Below are 15,878 nucleotides of genomic sequence, written 5' to 3' on the forward strand. Positions count from 1 at the left end.
GTGGTGCGTCACCCGATCACTGCTCCACCCGTGCACACGAGCGAGAAGAATCTCGAACTCGCGGCGGCCCCCGGCTAGCGCTCGCCCAGCATTGCTCGCGACATTGATCGACGCAAACAGCTCGTCCTAGGAACAGGCCCCAGCACCCATTTTCCTAAGGTTGTCCAAGGTGACGTGGCGCTGTGACAAGCCGTTTGACGTCGTCGTGGACCGGCAATTCTTGAGCCAGAGGGACCCTCAGGCGAATTCCGGGGAACCTCGTCCGCCTCTCAAGCCCGTCCTTGTTTCGTGTGAAGTCGGGGCGAATCCCGCGCCGTCACTCCGAGTAGGTGACCAGCGCCGTGACGTCGTCGATCCGGTGGCGCCCGAGGACCTCGCGAGGCTCGAGGTAGGCGAGCTCCATCACGACCGACACGGCGACCAGGGACCCGCCCAGGCGACGCACGAGGTCCGCCGTCGCGGCGACCGTGCCGCCGGTGGCGAGCACGTCGTCGACGATGAGCACGCGGTCGCCCTCCTTGATCGCGTCGGAGTGGATGGCGAGCGTCTGCGTGCCGTACTCGAGGTCGTAGGTGGTCTCGACGGTGTCGCGCGGGAGCTTGCCCGACTTGCGCACCGGGACGAACGAGGCGCCCATCGCGAGAGCGACCGGCGCCCCGAAGATGAACCCGCGCGCCTCCATCCCGCACACCACGTCGATGTCCGTGGGCGAGGCGGCCACGAGCGCGTCGACGCACGCCTGGAAGGCCTCGGGCGAGGACAGGAGCGGGGTGATGTCCTTGAACGAGACGCCGACCTTCGGGAAGTCGGGGACGTCGGCGATGAGGGCGGCGAGGTCACGGGTCTCGGCGGTCACGACGGGCTCCTGCGGGGGTGTGGGGATGGACCGGCACGGAGTCGCGCGGGCCGGGTCTCAGTCTGGTGCACGGTCTCCGGTGCGCGACATCCTCGAGAGCATGGCGTTGTAGGCCTCGAGGTCCGCCCCGCCGTCGCGATCGGCCGCGCGATCCTGACGCTTGGCGGTCCGCTCGTCGTCGCGCAGCCACGCCAGCCCCAGCGCGATCGCGAGCGCGAGCGACGGGACCTCGCCGAAGCCCCACGCGAACGCGCCGCCGTACTGCTGGTCGACGAGCGCGTCGACGCCCCACGGCAGGCCCAGCGCGCCGAACCACGGCGCCGCCAGCAGCGAGGTGCCCATCGTGAGGGAGAGGCCGAAGAAGGCGTGGAACGCCATCGTCGCGAACAGCAGGACGAGCCGCAGCGGGTAGCTCGGGCGCTTCGGACCGGGGTCGATCCCGACCAGGACGTTGACGAACAGGTACCCCGCGAGCGTGAAGTGCACGATCATCCACAGGTGCACGAGGTGGTTGCTCAGGGACAGCCCGAACAGCGGCGTGTAGTAGAAGACGACCATGCTGCCGGCCACGTTCACGGCCGCGACGACCGGGTGGGAGAAGAAGCCTGCGACCTTGGAGTGCACGAGGCCCAGCAGCAGCTCGCGCGGACCGCGCGTGCCGTCGGGACGTGACGGGAGTGCGCGCACGGCGAGCGTCACGGGGGCGCCGAGCACGAGGAAGATCGGCGCGAGCATCACGAGCACCATGTGCTGCACCATGTGGGCGCTGAACAGGATGTGCCCGTAGACGGCCGCTCCCCCGCTGCTCGTCCACGCGATCAGCAGCAGCCCGACCATGATCGAGACCACGCGACCGAGCGGCCAGTGGTCGCCCCGGCGTCGCAGGCGGAGGTACCAGCCCAGGACGACGACGGCGGCGCTCACCACCCCGGTCAGCACCAGGACGTCGGGCGAGAAGCCGGTGATCCAGCCCAGCAGGGTGGGCTCGCCCGGCACCGGGCTCCCGGTGATGGCCTCCGCGGGGCTGACCCCCTCGAGCGGGACGTCGGGCACGGGCGGCGCCGTGTTCGACAGCGCCGAGGCGATGCCCATCGTCGCCCCCGCGATGAGGATCTCGACGCCGACGAGGCGCCAGAACGCCGTCGTGCGACCCGACGTGAGCGACGGGATCGTGCGGCGACGGTGCAGGTATCCGGCCGCTCCGAGGGCGACGACGGCGACGACCTTCAGGATGAGCAGCACGCCGTAGGGCGTCCCGAGGTTCTCGAGCGAGCCGAGCCGGATCGAGGCGTTCACGACGCCGGACACCGCGACGAGAGCGTAGGCCCAGATCGCGATGGCCGAGTAGCGCTCGGCGGAGGGGACGAGGTCCTTGCCCAGGCGGCCGGCGACGACCGCGAGCACGGCGAGGCCGCCGATCCAGACCGTCACGCCGGCGAGGTGCAGCCAGAGGCTCCCGACGGCGAGCGTGTGGTTCGCGGCCCCGGCCGCGTGCCCGGTCTGGGCGACCGGCGCCAGGGCGGCGAGCGCGACGATCGCGGCCGCCAGCGCGGAGGTGTAGCCCGAGGCGGCGACGGCGAGCAGCGACGCGAGCGCCGTCAGGAGCAGTCCCCAGGCCATCGCCTGCCCGAGCTCGATCTGGGTGAGGAAGACGCCGAGCTCGGCCCCGAACTGCTCACCACCGAGCGGCGTGCCCGAGACCCGGGCGTAGGTGAGGAGGAGCTGGACGACGAGGGCGACCGTCCAGACGACCGACGCCCAGGCGGCGGTCTTCTGCGCCAGCGGCCAGGCCCTGCCCGCGGCCCCGGCGCGACGGACGCGGGAGGGGTCCGTGGCCGTCGCGCTCCGTGGGAGGACGACGGCGGCGAGGACCAGCGCGCCGACGGTGACGGCGCAGGCGGTCTCGACGAGGGCATCCACCACCGGGAGCCCCCAGCGCACGAACGCGCCGGGGTCACCGAGCAACGTGGGGGTGGCGGCGCCGGAGAGCGCGATGCCGACGAGGGTGGCGACGACGACGAGCACGGCTCCCGCGACGAGCGCGAGACCGAGCGGCACGCGCTTCACCGCTGCGCCGGCGTCTGTGGTCACCACTCCTCCAGCGTAGGCCGGGATGAGCGGCACGGACGACGAGGGCCGGGGCCCGCCTGAGGGTGAGGACCCCGGCCTCGCTGAACCGGGTCACCGTGGGGGCACGGGACGGTCCGACGGCACCGGGATCCGCATGGGGGTGCGGATCCCGGCACCGGCCGGGCGGGAACTGGGGGGTACCTGCCCGGGTCGTGCTGCAGCGGTCCGTGCACCGGATCACTGCGGGTGCCAGGCCGGATGGAGTCCGTGTCCCGGCGCTCCCGGAGTGGGCGGGGGGCGCCCCGCTCCGAGAGGGTCGTGGTCAGGAGGTGAGGCGCCTCCTGAGCGTCAGGGCGCCGAGGCCGCCGATCACGAGCACCAGGCCCGTGGTAAGGGGGAGCCACGGTGCGGCGCCGGTGGACGGGAGGGACGACGGCGAGGCCGTGGTCCGGGTCGGGGAGGACGGGGTCCGCGCGGCGCTGCCGGCCGTGGCGCCGGGGTCTACGGGGGTGGGCGGCGTCACGACCGGCGGGGTCACGACCGGCGGCGTCACGACCGGCGGGGTCACGACCGGCGGCGTCACGACCGGCGGCGTCACGACCGGCGGCGTCACGACCGGCGGGGTCACGACCGGCGGCGTCACGAAACCGAAGTCGAGCGTCGGGTCGTGGTCGCCGCCCACCGTCAGGCCCTGGCTCCTCGCGCTCCAGGTGGCCGAGTTCCGCTCCCGGCCGTCGACCTCGATCGTGGGGACGTACGGTGCGAGCGCGGCGATCGTCGACGGGTCCGTGCGGTCGATCGTGACCGTGTACGACCGACCCTCGGCCAGCACCGGCAGGTTCTCGAAGACGTAGGCGCCGTTCGCGTCGGTGGTGACGGACGAGACGGGCGTGCCGTCCACGTCGACCACGGGGGCGCCGTCCGGACCTGTGAGGATCAGCACGACGCCGGGGATGCCCGGCTCGCCGTCGTCCTGCAGACCGTCGCGGTTGGAGTCGAGCCAGACGAGGTCGCCCACCGAGACCCGCTCGGGGATCAGGACGAACCCGAAGTCCAGCGACGGGTCGTGCGCACCATCCACCGTCAGGTCGACCTGCGAGATCGCACGATCGGTGGAGGAGTCGGCCGCACCCACCCCGCCGTCGAGCGACGTCGTGGGCCGGTAGCCCGCCGGCGCCGTCACGACCACCGTGTAGGTCTGACCGTCGGTCAGGACCGGCAGGTTCTCGAAGACGTACCTCCCCTGCGCGTCGGTCGTCGTCGTGGACTCGTACGCGTTGCCGTCGGCGTCCAGCTCGACAGGCTCGCCGTCGGGCCCGAGAACCGTGAGGGTGACCCCTTCCAGCGGCACGTCGGTGTCGTCCTGCACCCCGTCCTCGTTCACGTCGAACCAGACGTAGTCACCCACCGACACCCGTTCGGGAACGTCGCGAGGAGCGTTGTAGATGCGGGCGGACTCGGCGGAGCCGTCGTCCTCGACCACCACGGTCAGCGAGACGAACGTCCCCGTGTACCCGGCGGGGGCGACGACCTCGTGGATCGTGTACTCGCCCGGCTCGACGACCCGCAGCCCCTCGTCGGCCCCACCGGGGCCCGCGACACGGAGCTTGCCGTCGACGACGTACGCGTCGTCGACCACGACCACGCCGTCGGCGTTCGTCACGGTGAACCGCGCGTTCCGGTCGGTGATCGAGACGTTCGGGTCGCTCGAGTCGAGCTTGGAGACGTCGAGCGGGAACTCGTTCGTGGGGGTGATCGTCGCGTCGGTCCCGCCGATCACGTTCGTGATGCCCACCTGCGGCGTGTACTCCGCGATCCGGACCTTGAAGTACAGGTCGATCGACGACTCCTTCACCAGGACCGTGCCGTCGGCGTTCTGGATCGAGACCTGGCGGGAGTCCTCGTCCCAGGTCGCGGTCAGGTTGCCGCGCAGGTTCTGCGAGGTGCCGGGCGTCACCGTGCCGGACGCGACGTTCTGGGGTGTCACGAACCCGACGAACTCCACACCGTCCGGGAGGGCGTCGGCGATCGGGCGGATCCGCACGCCGTGATAGCCACCGTGCGGGATGACCTTCACCCGGTAGACGAACTCGTCCTGGACGAGGGACCCGTCGGGCTCGAGCCCGACCCGGAGGTTCTGCGTGTAGGTGTCGCGCTCGGCGTCGTACACCGTCTTGTTGACCTCGAGCTCGTCGCCGTAGGTCGTGGCGCGGGTGGAGGACTCCGACCGGTAGACGTGCTCGAGGTCCTCCCCGCTCAGCTTTGCCGTGTTGGTGATCGTGATCGTCTGCTTGCCGACGATCGGCCTCGTCTCCAGCGCCAGCGTCACCTCGAGCCGTTCGTCCGCGCGGAGGCCCTTCGAGGCGATCTCGGCGACGCCCGCGGCGTTGAGCTGGAGACGCAGGTTGCCGTCGTCGTCGAGCGTGACGTCGAAGTGCGTGCCGGAGAGCGGGACCCACCAGCCGGCCGACGCCTGGATCGAGTCGCGGATGGCGTCGAGATCGGCCTGGTCCGCGACCTGGAACACGGTGTGGTCGACCTCGTCCACGATCACGCGGCTCGCGAACGTCCCGGTCTCGGTGCCCGCCCCCACGACGAACGTGTACGGGACCCGGGTGCGGGCCCCCGGGGCGACCACGACCTCGGCCGGGCCGGACTTGCTGAACCTGGTCGGATCGACCACGCCACCCGACACGTCGATGGCCTCGACCAGACGCACGTCGGTGCCGGCACGCTGCTCCTGGCCGTGGTCGAAGACCGCGGTGTTCCCCATCAGGTAGGTGTTGTTGGTGGGCAGGGGGTACAGGGGCAGTCGGTGCAGCGTGGTGATGCTGGCCTTCGCGGTGACCGTGAGGACCGCGCGCTCGCGCCCGACGTTCACGGCCAGCGTGCGGCCCTCGACGCTGTAGGTGAAGGGCCCGGCAGCGACGACGCCGGCCTTGCCGCCGCTCACCAGGGTGAGCGGACGCGAGGTCCCGGCGCCGTCGACGACGGCGATGAAGCTCGGGTGGGCGGTCACCCACTCCGCCTGCTCGGGCAGGGTGTCCGTGATGATCACGTCCCGGTCGAGCGTGAAACGCGGCGTCGAGGCGTCCCACGGCGTCAGGTCCGCCGTCAGGACGTAGTCGACCGGGACGCCCTCGGTGAGGGCGCCGTTCTCCGTCGTGATCGGGATGCGGGGCGTCGGCGTGCTCTTCCGGAAGGCGCGGCTCGCGTCGGGGCCGGCCGGTGCGGCGGCGGAACCACCGATCCAGGTCGAGGTGGCGACGTCCTGCCCACCGATGACAGCGGCGTTGGTGAGCGTCGTGGAGTACTGGCCGCCGTTCCCCCCGAGCGCGTCGTAGGAGGCCTGGAGCTGCTGCCGCACGGTGTCGAGCGCCGCGGCGTCGGTGATCCGGGCCTGGTAGGTCAGCACGTAGCGCGACGCGGCGGGGAGGTCGACCGTGGCCGAGAACGAGGTCCCGGTGGCGGACGGCGCCGCGGCCGGAGCGGTGGTGCGGTTGAGCCCGTCGGCGTCCCAGGTCGTGAGCGTCGCGGCGAACGACCCGGGCACGAGGGTGAGACCGGCGCCCAGGGTGTCCTCGATGGTCACCGGGCCGGCCGCGGTGCGATTCACGTCGATCGTGTAGGGGATCGGGACCGTGAGGGCGCTGTCGTCGATGCGGACCACGCCGTCGACGACGCTGACCAGGGGCTGACCGTCAGCGCCGGTCCAGCCGACCCAGGCCGCGCTCTTGCCGGCCCCGTCGCGCACGTTCTCGAACTCGTCGCCGCGCTTCTTCACGATCACGTTCGTGGTCGTCGAGGTCCCGTCGACCTCCCACACCAGCTGCCTCGGCGTGCTCACGGTGACCTCGTCCACCCGGAACTTCAGCGCGATGATGCCCTGGTCGATGCCGACCGGGAACGGGTCCGCGAACCGGATCGCGATCGTCCCGTCGGGCTGGCGCGTGAGACCGGTGACGGCGGTGTTCCCCGGCGGCACGACCAGTGCCGAGTCGGGGATGGTGACCCCGGGCGGGACGGTCAGCACGGCGGTGTGCCCGTCCGCGGTGCGGCCATAGCTGATGCGGATCTCGTAGTCGACGCCTGCCGTGAGCACCGGAAGACCGTCGTAGGTCTCCCCGCTGTGCGTGTAGCTGACGTTGATCGGGCTGTCTCCCGGCGCGGCGACCGCGGTGCCGACGAGGCCGACCGCTCCCGCCAGCACCAGCAGTGCCGAGACGACGACCGCGACGAGTGTCCGCCCCGCCGACCTCGCGCTCCCTGTCATCCCCCTGTGGCGTCCCTCGGACGCAATGACCGTGCTCACTCTCGTGTGGCTCCTCAGATGTCGCGACGGCGAGGACCGCCGCCGTGCGACGCGGCGAGGCCCCCTGGCCGTGCTGTCGCGGCGCCGCCGGGCATGCCTCCCGGTGGTCGCAGTGCGACGGCGTCCACGCTAGGGAGAGGCGGGGCGGTCGACGTCGCGACGGCCGTAGAACTACCCCACCTCCCCACCCGTACCGTTCCGCGCCGAACGAAAGTCGACCGGTCGGTCGGTTGCGCGGCCGCGCGGCCGCGCCCTACGAGCACCCGAGCGCCCGCGCTGCGAGCCCGCGCGCTACACCTCGAGCCGGAGCGCGGCCTCGAGCGCCTCGTCGCGCGTCTTGGCCCCGAGCTTGCGATAGAGGTTCGCGCGGTGGAACTTCACGGTGTTGACCGAGACCGACATGATCTCGGCGATCACCGAGTTCGTGCGTGCCTCCCGGATGTGGCCTAGCAGCTCCCGCTCGCGATCGGAGAGCCGGAACCTCACCACGTGCGACCGCGGCCCCCCGGCGTATCCCCGTGCCGCGAGCGCCGGTGCGAGCAGGTCCGCGTCGGGGGCGGCCTCGACCGCCGCACACAGGCGTTCGATCTGGTCGCTCGAGGCGAGCGAGAGTCCCATCGGTGCCAGGGCACCGGCACCCTCCTCGCCGTAGACCCGGCGGAGGGCAGCGAGGGCGACCGCCTCACCGCCCTCCTCCCTCGTCGCCTCGACCGCGGCGGCCTGCAGCACGGTGCCACGCATCCGCAGCGACAGCTGGGCCAGGACGTCGGGCTCGGGGACGGCCGCGCCCGGAACGTCCTCCCCCGCGGTCCCGAGGAGGTTCACCACCGCGGTCACGAACGAGAAGCGCTGGTCGCGGGCGGCCGGAGCGCCCTCGGGCAGATCACGAGGCGCGACGCCGACGATCCGCGCGCTGAAGACCTCGAGGAACTCCGCCAGGGGGCCGGTCCGACGCGGGCCCAGCTGACGTGCGCGCCACGTCGGGGAGTCCAGCACGCGACGGCGGAGGAGCTCGGTCTGGGCGGCCCCTCCGGTCGCCGCGAGCGCGGCAAGGTGGACCAGCACCAGCACGGGCCAGCTCGCGACGCTCCTGACCGCCGCGAGTCCGTGACTCGTCAGAACCATCGCGTCCTGCAGCCGGCCCTCGTCCAGCGCCTGCCACCCGCGCGTCACGGCGACGAGCACGAGGTCGAGCTCACGCCCGGCCGCGAGCGGCACACCCTCGAGAGGGTCCCCGATCATCGGGAGGTGGGGTGCGCCCCCGACCGCGCCCGTCGCGAGCAGCCCCCGGTGAGCGTCCCGCTCCCAGCGCCGCGTGTCCTCCCCCACGCCGTCGAGCACCTCCAGCACGAATCGCCAGACGGTCCGCGCCTCCTCGTACCTGTCGAGCTGCACGAGGACCTGGCCGACGAGGAGGGCGCTGGACGCGATCGCCGTGCTGGGGTCGTCCACCAGGACGTGCCGGGTGTCGTCCATCAGCTCCAACCACCGGTCGACGGCGCCGTCCGCGAGAGCGAGGTCGCCCGCCTCGCACGCGACGAGAGCGCTGCGGGCGAGGGCGGCGAGCCGGGGGGCAGGGCGCGGGTCGGCGTGCTCGGCCATGCGACGCGCCAGGACTGCGGTGCGCGCGTCGTCCACCGGGTTGGGCTCGACCCCCCGACGGACGAACAGCTCCCGCAGGAGCCCGAGCGACGGCGCCACCACGAGTCTGCTGGCCGGCACCCCGAGCAACGGATTCCACAGGTCGGCGTCGGCGGGCCCGACGAGATCCCAGAGCCGCGCGTGCGCCAGGGACTCGGCGGCCACGAGGTCACCGGCCCGGACGTGGCTCACGACGGCCAGCGCGTGGTCGCCGTGGCTCTCCGCCGAGGCGGCCAACGCCCGGCAGGCGTCTCGCAGGACAGCGTCGGGCAACCCCTCGACGATGCGGTGCCTGACCGTCGCGTCCCAGACGAACGTCAGCTCCCCGCCCGGGGGGGTCGAGAGTACGCCGAACCTCGCACGCCGGAGGCGGTCCACGTCGAGGTCCGGGCACACCTGACGAGCGATCGCGACCGGGACGCGCGGCGCCGGCACGACGGCGCTGATGCGACGGGCCAGGGGCCCGAGCGGTGCCGGCGGGCTCGGGAACAGCGGTGCCGCCACCGTCCAGTCGACCGATTGCACCGCCTGCGTCCTGGTGACGAGCGCGTCGGCGCAGAGCCGGGGTGCCGAGTCCAGGACGGCGGCGACGGTGGCGGGGTGGCCGTCCGTCGCGCGGGCGAGCCTATCCGCGGCCTCGGGACGGGCGTCGAGCCCCAGCCGTTCGCACCGGAGACGGAGCAGCGTGGCCACCTCCGCCGTCGTGAACCACAGGTCGTCCTCGGTCAGGCGCTGGAACGGTGCGCCGTGACCGCTCGCGAACGCGGCGAGCGGTCCGCCGTCGACGGTCGACGCGACGATCGCGAGGTGCGGAACCCGGCGGTGGAGCTCGGCCGCCGCCGGGATCATGATCGCGTGCTGGATCAGGTCCCACTCCGGGAAGACCAGCGTGGCCGGCCCGTCCAGCGTCGCGAGCGCCCGGACGGCGAGCGGAAGCAGGTCCTCGTCGTCGGGCTGCCGGGCCAGGAGGGCGAGCGCGTCACGGTCGACCGGGGCCCCCACCGCCGCGAGTCGGGCCAGGGAGTGTGCCCAGAGCGCTGCGGGCGAGAGCTGGGCGGAGTCGAGGTCCACCATGGCGCGGTGACCGTCGGCGGGTCGGGCGGCCGCCACCCACTGCCGCAGCAGCGTGCGCCGCCCCGACCCGGGCACGCCCTCCACGATCGTCGCGAGGAAGGGCGCGTCGAGGCGCGCCAGAAGTCGGTCGCGTGTCAGCTCGGCCATAGCGCCCCCGCTATCGATCACCGTTGAAGTCCCGTTGCCTGGCGGGCCCTGCACCGGTGACCGCCGAGGATGAATGTCCCACGGCGGCGCCGACCTCGCCACCCAGACCCTCCGGAGCGCGGGGAGGGAGGACCCCCGCGTTAGCGCGCAGCCCCACCGCATGGGCACCTCTCCCCATCGATCCGTACAGGGGAGCCCCAGGCCCCGGTGGCACAATGACTGGCGATCGCCATACCGCCGCACCGAACGGGGACCTCTTGTCCACCCACCTGGCACCCAAGACCAGTCCCATCTCCTACGACGACGGCCAGCGCGCCACCGAGCTCCTCGCGCGCCTCGCGTCCGTGTTCGAGCAGCGGATCGTCGGGCAGCACGGCCTCCGGACCGCCCTGATCACCTCGCTCCTCGCCGGCGGCCACGTGCTGCTGGAGTCGGTGCCCGGACTGGCCAAGACGCTGAGCGCCCAGACGCTCGCCTCCGGTGTGAGCGGCTCGTTCCACCGCATCCAGTGCACCCCCGACCTCATGCCGAACGACATCATCGGCACGCAGATCTACAACTACGCCACGGGCGAGTTCTCCACGCAGCTCGGTCCGGTGCACGCCAACCTCGTGCTGCTGGACGAGATCAACCGCTCCAGCGCCAAGACGCAGTCGGCGATGCTCGAGGCGATGCAGGAGAAGCAGACGTCCATCGGTGGTGAGGTCTACCCGCTCCCGAAGCCGTTCATGGTGCTCGCCACGCAGAACCCCATCGAGGAGGAGGGCACCTACGTGCTGCCCGAGGCCCAGATGGACCGCTTCCTCATGAAGGAGGTGCTGACCTACCCCGGACCCGAGGACGAGGTCGACATCCTCCAGCGGATGTCCAGCGGTTCGCTGACGGCGCCCCTCACGGCCGAGCCCATCTCGCTCGAGGACACCGTCTTCCTGCAGAAGCTCGTCGACAAGGTCTACGTCGACACGGCGATCAAGCAGTACATCGTCGCGATCATCAACACCACGCGCGGCGGCGGTCCGCGCCCGCTGCCCGGGTTCAACCAGCACGTGCGCGTCGGCGCGTCGCCGCGCGGCTCCATCGCGCTGATGCGCGTGGCCCAGGCGCTCGCGCTCCAGAACGGCCGCGCCTACGTGGTGCCCGACGACGTGAAGCAGCTGCGCCACGCCGTCCTGCGCCACCGCATCGTGCGCACCTACGACGCGCTGGCCAACAACGTGCCGCCGGAGTCGCTCATCGACGCGGTGTTCGCGGCGGTCCCGAGCCCGTGACCACCTCGCCCCTCGGGGGTGCCGGGGTCCCCGCCGCCACGAGATCCGCGCACTCGCGCCTGGCCGCCGTGCGCGCCAAGCTCGACCTGCCGCTCGTGCGGCGAGCCGCCGGCCTGCTCGACGGGCGTCACCGCTCGATCTTCTCCGGTCACGGTCAGGACTTCGACGAGATGGCGCTCTACGTGCCTGGCGACGACGTCGGCGACATCGACTGGAAGGCGTCCGCCAGCACGGGTCATCCCGTGATCCGCCGCTTCCAGCGCGAGTCGAACCTCGCGATGGTGCTCGCCGTCGACACCGGCCGCAACATGGCGGCGCTCGCGCCCGACGGCGGCACGAAGGCCGACATCGCGCGTTTCGTCAGCGACGTCATCGGCTACCTCGCGCGCGGCCGCGGCGACCTGCTCGCGCTGGTCGCCGGCGACTCCGAGCGCGTCGTGCAGATCCCGGCGCGCGGCGGGACCGAGCACATGGAGATGCTGCTGCGCCGCATCGACACCATGTTCTCCCTCGACGCCCCGACGTCGAACATCACCCACGTGCTCGACCGCGTGCTGACGTGGTTCACGCGACGCAGCCTCGTCGTCGTCATCACGGACGAGGTCCGCCCGCCGCTCGAGTCGGAGCAGACGATCAAGCGGCTGCGCACCCGGCACGAGCTCATGGTGATCCAGATCGCCGACGCCCTCCCGACGGCGTTCGGCGACGAGGCCGTCGAGGACGTCGACGCCCCGCTCGGCATCCCCGAGTTCCTCCGGGCCCGCTCGGACATGGCCACGGAGGCGCGCGACGCCGTCGCGCGCCGACGCTCCGACGTCGCCGCGATGCTGCGCCGCTACGGCGTCCAGACCGTCACCGTCGAGAGCGAGGTCGACGCCGTCGACCGCCTCATGGACCTGTTGCGGAGGAGCCGACGTGCCGGTCGCTGACACGCTCCTCGCGCTCCCCGTGCTCGCCGTCCCCGCCGACCCGCAGCCGCCCGCGCAGTACTCGTGGTGGGTGTGGGGCATCGGCGTCCTCCTGCTGGTGGTCGTCGCCGCCTGGTACTGGTGGGTCTGGTGGACGACGCGGCCGCGCACGGTCGAGCAGCGCCGCAGCCGGACCGATCCGTACGCGGCGATCCGCACGGAGCACCTCACCGCCGTCGACGAGGCGTACGCGCGCTACACGAGCGGCGAGTCCGACCTGCGCACGCTGCACCTCGACCTCAACCACCTCATCCGCGCGTTCGCGACCCAGCGCGCCGGCATCGACGTCTCCTCCCTCACGGTGAAGGAGCTCGGGCGCCTCGAGCACGGAGGCGCCATCCAGGAGCTCCTCGACGACTACCAGGAGCCCGCGTTCGCCGCCGCCTCCGACGGGCAGGCCCTCACGGCCTCCGACCAGGCGAGGGAGGTGATCCGCACGTGGTGAGCAGCGCTTTGGAACGCCCGTGGATCCTCGTGGTCGCCGTCGTCGTGCTCCTCGCCGTCGCGGCGATCGGCTACGCGACCCGGACCGGTCCGCGCACCCCCGCGAACGTCCGGTGGGTCGCCAACGCCTCCTACCTGACGCAGCTCGCGTCGTTCCGCAGCCGGCTGGCGCGGTACCGGGTGGGGCTGGCCGGCGTCGCCGTCGTCGCGCTCACCGGCGGGATCGCCGCGGGTGTCCTGCTCGCGCGCCCCGTCGACAAGCAGGTCCTCAACTCGGAGCTCGCCACGCGCGACATCGTGCTGTGCCTCGACGTGTCGGGGTCGATGGTCGAGTACGACGCCGAGATCGTCTCGCGCTTCATCGACCTGGTGGAGGGGTTCGACGGCGAGCGCATCGCGCTGTCCATCTGGAACCAGACCTCGCGGACCGTCTTCCCGCTCACCGACGACTACGGCCTGGTGACCGAGGAGCTCGAGCTCGCCCTCGCGGCGCTCGACTTCGACATGGACTCCTACATGAACGGCTCCTTCGACCCGGACGACCTCGACCGCATCCTGCGGTTCGTCGCCGGCACCGAGCTGTCCACGGAGATGTCGAGCTCGCTCATCGGCGACGGGCTGGCCAGCTGCGGCCGCCTGTTCGACGAGGCCGACACCGAGCGCTCGCGCACGATCATCCTCGCCTCGGACAACCAGGTGCTCGGCACGCCGATCTACACGCTCTCGGCCGGGGCCGACTTCGTCGCGGAGCGCGACATCGGCCTCATCGGGATCTACTCGGGCGAGTCCACCGACACCTCCGCCGGCGAGCAGAAGGAGTTCGAGGACGTCGTGGCCACCCACGACGGCCTGTACTTCGAGGCGTCCGACCCCTCCGCCGTCGACGCGATCATCGAGCGGATCCAGGACCAGCAGGCCGTGGACCTCGACGCGACGCCGGAGGTCGTGGTCTCCGACCGACCGGCCACGGCCGCCACCGTCCTCGTGATCGCGTTCGCCGGCCTGGTGCTCCTGCTCTGGAGGCTGCGCACATGACGCTGCAACCGCTCTGGCCCCTGTGGGCGCTCGTGCTCGTCTGGGGCGGGCTGCTCGTGTTCTGCGCCGTCCACCTCGTGCGCCAGCGCCGCCACCGCGGGGCGTGGGCGCGCCGGACGGGTGCCGCGCTCGCGCTCGGCGTGCTGCTGCTCGGGCCCTCGCTCGTGGACCGCAACGGCACCACGATGCAGACGAACGCCGAGGTGTTCTTCGTCGTCGACCGCACCGGGTCGATGGCGGCCGAGGACTACGACGGCGCCCGGCCCCGCCTCGAGGGTGTGCGGTACGACATCCCCGCGATCGTCGACGCCTTCCCCGGCGGACGTTTCACCGTGATCGGCTGGGACTCCCAGGCCACCCGCCAGCTGCCGCTGACGACCGACGCGCGCGCCGTGAAGTCGTGGGCCGAGACCTTCCAGCAGGAGCTGACGTCCTACTCCGCCGGCTCCCAGGTGGACCGCCCGCTCGCCGCGCTCCAGGAGGCGCTCACCGGTGCCGCGGAGCGGAACCCCAACAACGTGCGCATCGTGTACTTCCTGTCCGACGGCGAGAACACGGACGGCTCCGCGTCCTCCGCCGACGCCGAGCTCGCCTCGTTCGAGGCGCTCGCCCCGCTGGTCGACGGCGGGGCCGTGCTCGGGTACGGCACGTCCGAGGGCGGGAAGATGCGCACGTACGACGGCGTGACGCCCCTCGAGTCCGCGCCGTACATCCCCGATCCCACGCAGGGCGGCGCCGACGCCCTCTCGGTGATCGACGAGGTCACCCTGCGCACGATCGCCGAGCAGCTCGGCGTCACCTACGTCCACCGGATCACCCCCGACACGGTCGAGGGCTTCACCTCCGGGATCGACCTCGAGGACATCGCCGGCGACGGCCGCCGCGAGGAGGTCGTCTACCGGCCCGTGCTCTGGCCGGCCGCCGCCGTCGCGCTCGGGCTCATCGCCTGGGAGCTGTTCGTCGTCGCCCGCGCCTACCCGACGCGTCTCGGCCCGGACGGCTTCGAGTCGCGACGGTCAGCGTTCGGCGGCCGGCGGGCACCCGCCCGGACCGCGACGCCGGGCGCCGGGTCCACCGAGCCGATCACCCCGACGAAGGCAGGTGTCCGATGAGCCCGACGCTGACGGAGCTCCCCGCGCCCGGGCAGTTCGAGACGGTCGAGCAGGCGCAGCAGGCCCGCGCCGTGGCGGAGGCGGGCGTGCGCCGTCGCAAGCTCCTGGTGTGGTCCTCCCCCGTCGTCGCGCTGCTGGTGCTCGCGGCGATCTACCTGCTGACGATCACGACGGTGGTGATCGTCGGCGAGCGGTCGTACGAGAACCGGAGCTACGCGACCGCGACGCGCCAGTTCTCCTGGCTGCAGAACGTGAACGCGCTGGAGACCTGGAAGCCGTACTACAACGCCGGCACGGCGCGGTACGCCGGCGGCGGGTTCTTCCGCGCCTCGCAGGAGCTCGAGCAGGCGCTCGAGATCGTGCCGAAGGGCACCGACGGCGCGCGCGGGGCCGACGAGTGCAAGGTCGCGATGAACCTGTCGCTCGCCTACGAGGGGCTCGGCGACGAGGCCGCCCTCGCTGCCGACCCGGCGATGGCCCTGACCTACTACGCGCAGGCGCTCGCCCAGCTCGAGGGGTGCGGCAGCGGCAGCGGCGGCGACTCCGAGCAGGAGTCGGAGGCGCAGGAGAGCCAGGAGCGCCAGGAGGGCAAGCAGGGCGAGCAGGAGCAGGCCCAGGGCGGCGGCGAGGACCCGTCCGATCCGAGCGACCCGGCCGATCCGGGCGAGGACCCCGCCGACCCGACGGACCCGACCGACCCGGGTGAGGAGCCGCCGCCGACCGATCCGGGCGAGGACCAGACCGGCGCGTCCGAGGACCCCGACATGTCCGAGGAGGAGCGGGAGGTCGCGGAGCGCAACGCCGAGGCGGAGCGCGAGCGCCAGGAGCAGGAGCAGCAGGAGGGCGGCGGCTCGGGCGGCGGCCAGGGCTGGTAGCCGGCGGCCTGCCGCCGGCCTGCCGCGGCCGCGTTGCGCGCGCGGATGGCCGCATGGGCCCGGCCGAAGCGGCCAC

The 15,878-nt window shown here is 72.5% G+C and carries 10 protein-coding genes; 6 read left to right on the top strand and 4 right to left on the bottom strand.

Annotation, left to right across the window (positions count from 1 at the left end; genetic code table 11):
• Positions 1-316 precede the first annotated feature (316 nt).
• The 4 genes from C8046_RS10075 to C8046_RS10090 form a co-directional block, all read right to left on the bottom strand.
• Positions 317-856, bottom strand: coding sequence for an adenine phosphoribosyltransferase (locus tag C8046_RS10075; RefSeq protein WP_109229329.1), 540 nt, complete (start codon positions 854-856; stop codon positions 317-319).
• 57 nt (positions 857-913) lie between these two features.
• Positions 914-2,950: a cytochrome c oxidase assembly protein gene (locus C8046_RS10080; RefSeq protein WP_235866276.1), complete on the bottom strand. Its 2,037-nt coding sequence runs from the start codon at positions 2,948-2,950 to the stop codon at positions 914-916.
• A 298-nt stretch (positions 2,951-3,248) separates the two neighbouring features.
• The gene (locus tag C8046_RS10085) at positions 3,249-7,238 is read right to left on the bottom strand and encodes an SdrD B-like domain-containing protein (RefSeq protein WP_146197124.1); all 3,990 of its coding nucleotides are present in this window, start codon (positions 7,236-7,238) and stop codon (positions 3,249-3,251) included.
• Positions 7,239-7,529: 291 nt separating this feature from the next.
• A complete protein-coding gene (locus C8046_RS10090; RefSeq protein WP_109229332.1) occupies positions 7,530-10,100 on the bottom strand; it encodes a helix-turn-helix domain-containing protein in 2,571 nt (856 codons plus the stop codon).
• A 257-nt stretch (positions 10,101-10,357) separates the two neighbouring features.
• On the opposite strand from C8046_RS10090, the gene C8046_RS10095 reads away from it, so the two are divergent.
• Genes C8046_RS10095 through C8046_RS10120 form a run of 6 tightly spaced genes read left to right on the top strand, consistent with a single transcriptional unit; the run spans position 10,358 to position 15,802 of the window.
• Complete coding sequence (locus tag C8046_RS10095) at positions 10,358-11,368, top strand: AAA family ATPase (RefSeq protein WP_419183553.1); 1,011 nt, start codon at positions 10,358-10,360, stop codon at positions 11,366-11,368.
• Complete coding sequence (locus C8046_RS10100; RefSeq protein WP_109229334.1) at positions 11,365-12,297, top strand: DUF58 domain-containing protein; 933 nt, start codon at positions 11,365-11,367, stop codon at positions 12,295-12,297. Before C8046_RS10095 ends, C8046_RS10100 begins: the two co-directional genes overlap by 4 nt.
• Positions 12,284-12,781 carry a DUF4381 family protein gene (locus C8046_RS10105; protein WP_109229335.1) on the top strand — a complete coding sequence of 166 codons (498 nt, stop codon included), beginning with the start codon at positions 12,284-12,286 and terminating at the stop codon, positions 12,779-12,781. Before C8046_RS10100 ends, C8046_RS10105 begins: the two co-directional genes overlap by 14 nt.
• Entirely contained in the window at positions 12,775-13,815 is a 1,041-nt protein-coding gene (locus C8046_RS10110; protein WP_146197125.1) for a vWA domain-containing protein, read from the top strand. Before C8046_RS10105 ends, C8046_RS10110 begins: the two co-directional genes overlap by 7 nt.
• Entirely contained in the window at positions 13,812-14,927 is a 1,116-nt protein-coding gene (locus C8046_RS10115; protein ID WP_109229337.1) for a vWA domain-containing protein, read from the top strand. The genes C8046_RS10110 and C8046_RS10115 overlap by 4 nt, the downstream gene beginning before the upstream one ends.
• Complete coding sequence (locus C8046_RS10120; RefSeq protein ID WP_109229338.1) at positions 14,924-15,802, top strand: hypothetical protein; 879 nt, start codon at positions 14,924-14,926, stop codon at positions 15,800-15,802. The genes C8046_RS10115 and C8046_RS10120 overlap by 4 nt, the downstream gene beginning before the upstream one ends.
• Positions 15,803-15,878: the final 76 nt, after the last annotated feature.

Origin of the sequence: Serinibacter arcticus (assembly GCF_003121705.1) — a bacterium.
In the GTDB taxonomy this organism is placed as follows: domain Bacteria; phylum Actinomycetota; class Actinomycetes; order Actinomycetales; family Beutenbergiaceae; genus Litorihabitans.